Source organism: bacterium, assembly GCA_009926305.1.
GTDB lineage: Bacteria > Bdellovibrionota_C > UBA2361 > UBA2361 > RFPC01 > RFPC01.
The window spans coordinates 1-1,050 of sequence record RFPC01000276.1; the positions used below are offsets into that span (position 1 = coordinate 1).

The window sequence follows — 1,050 nt, forward strand, 5'->3', positions numbered from 1 at the left end:
CTTTGCCAAGGAGCTAGTCATTCTCCTGAGAGGCACACTGCCCTTCTAGGTGCGGAGATTTCCCCTAGTCGTGTTCGAGCATCGGAGGCTGCGCAAGGGAGGGAGGGCGAAAGCCCTCCTTTCTTTGTGCCTATACAAGGCCAGCCGATAGTAGGCTATACAAGACCAGCCGATTCTCTATGGAAAGGAAACTGTCTGCAGAACAAGAGCGTGAACGTCTTGCACGATGGCTGGGAAAAGGAGAAGTTTATATTCCGCCAAGTGAGAATGTTTATGATCCTCGCAACGAAGATGATTTTGATACGTGGTCTGTGGGAATGGAGCCAATTCCTGGTGATCACACCTGGGTAAAAGAAAAGGCCCCTGATGGGGCCTTCTGATCAAATACCAGTGGCAACACGGTAAAGCTTAAGGCACATATCCTCATGCTTTTGTTTCCATAGCTCTAAACGACTTTCCAATTGCTGGAGAGAAAGCTGTCTGTTTAAGCGCTGAGGACGTTCCCAATCAAGTTCAGGATCATTGTCATAGTCACCATCAGTAAAGAAGGCCATGTTCACAAAGCTCCTTCTTTGACGGCACGAGCATAAGAAAGCATATATTCTTCCAGATCTGCGCCAGTAGGAGCCTCTTCGACAATCTTCTCGTAGTCTTTCTGTGCTTGTTTAAGAGAAGCTTGAAAAATATGCTTGATAGAACCAAGGGCAATGCGCTGCTTAACATTGGGCTCATCATCAATGGCTTGCTCTAACGTACAAACAAAGCTCTGCAGCTCTGCAACAGTAATCGGCACATTGGCAATGGGAGAGCCAAAGCTCATTACTAAACGATTATCAGCCGTGAAAGCTGAAAGCTCTTTATTTGAGCCCCAGCGATAAAAAGAAGGAGAAGCTACGGTCATTTGCTTAAAAAGGAAGGGCATGCAAGCTCTCGCCCGCATGCCCCTTACTATGCCGCCTCCAAGAACCAGCGTCAAGCGTTGTAACAATTCTTCACATTCCCCGCTTTCTCCCTGAGCTCTAGCGTGATGCGATAGGCAGCTTTATGACT

The 1,050-nt window shown here is 47.6% G+C and carries 2 protein-coding genes; one reads left to right on the forward strand and one right to left on the reverse strand.

Annotated elements, in window-relative coordinates:
* Nucleotides 1–179 precede the first annotated feature (179 nt).
* Nucleotides 180–380, forward strand: a complete 201-nt coding sequence (locus EBR25_14515) for a hypothetical protein (protein NBW42182.1) — start codon at nt 180–182, stop codon at nt 378–380.
* Between the two features lie 176 nt (nt 381–556).
* On the opposite strand, the gene EBR25_14520 is transcribed toward EBR25_14515, so the two are convergent.
* Nucleotides 557–922, reverse strand: a complete 366-nt coding sequence (locus EBR25_14520) for a hypothetical protein (GenBank protein ID NBW42183.1) — start codon at nt 920–922, stop codon at nt 557–559.
* Nucleotides 923–1,050: the final 128 nt, after the last annotated feature.

What these genes read in the sequence shown, in the direction of transcription:
- EBR25_14520 (NBW42183.1), bottom strand. Translation starts at nt 922, where the DNA reads ATGCCCTTCCTTTTTAAGCAAATGACCGTAGCTTCTCCTTCTTTTTAT.
- EBR25_14515 (NBW42182.1), top strand. Translation starts at nt 180, where the DNA reads ATGGAAAGGAAACTGTCTGCAGAACAAGAGCGTGAACGTCTTGCACGA.